This window comes from Klebsiella sp. K47 (genome assembly GCF_051858335.1).
Lineage (GTDB): Bacteria > Pseudomonadota > Gammaproteobacteria > Enterobacterales > Enterobacteriaceae > Klebsiella > Klebsiella pneumoniae.
In genome coordinates, this window is record NZ_JBPYUI010000137.1 from 1 (window position 1) to 276 (window position 276).

Below are 276 nucleotides of genomic sequence, written 5' to 3' on the forward strand. Positions count from 1 at the left end.
ATTTTGAGTCGCTGTAGTCTGGGCTCAAATGCTGAATTAAAGGCAGTGACGGGTTAGCAAAGTTATATGTTGGGTCTGCATTGCGGGAGCCTAAAAAATATGACCCTACCAAACCAGCGGTAACAGGAACCTGCGCCATAATATCAAACAACTTAAAATCATCGAGTTTTGGGTAGTTCAACGTCGGAGGTAATACAATACCCTTTAATTTAACGGTCATAACTATTGCTCCAGAAAATATTTATTCAGTTGATTGAGGAGGAATCGAGCCCCGAC

The 276-nt window shown here is 41.7% G+C and carries 1 protein-coding gene; it reads right to left on the reverse strand.

The features are described from left to right. Positions 1–220 (reverse strand): hypothetical protein (locus tag RRF55_RS27435; protein ID WP_439419222.1); only part of this gene is annotated, 220 nt, incomplete at its 3' end. Positions 221–276 lie beyond the last annotated feature (56 nt).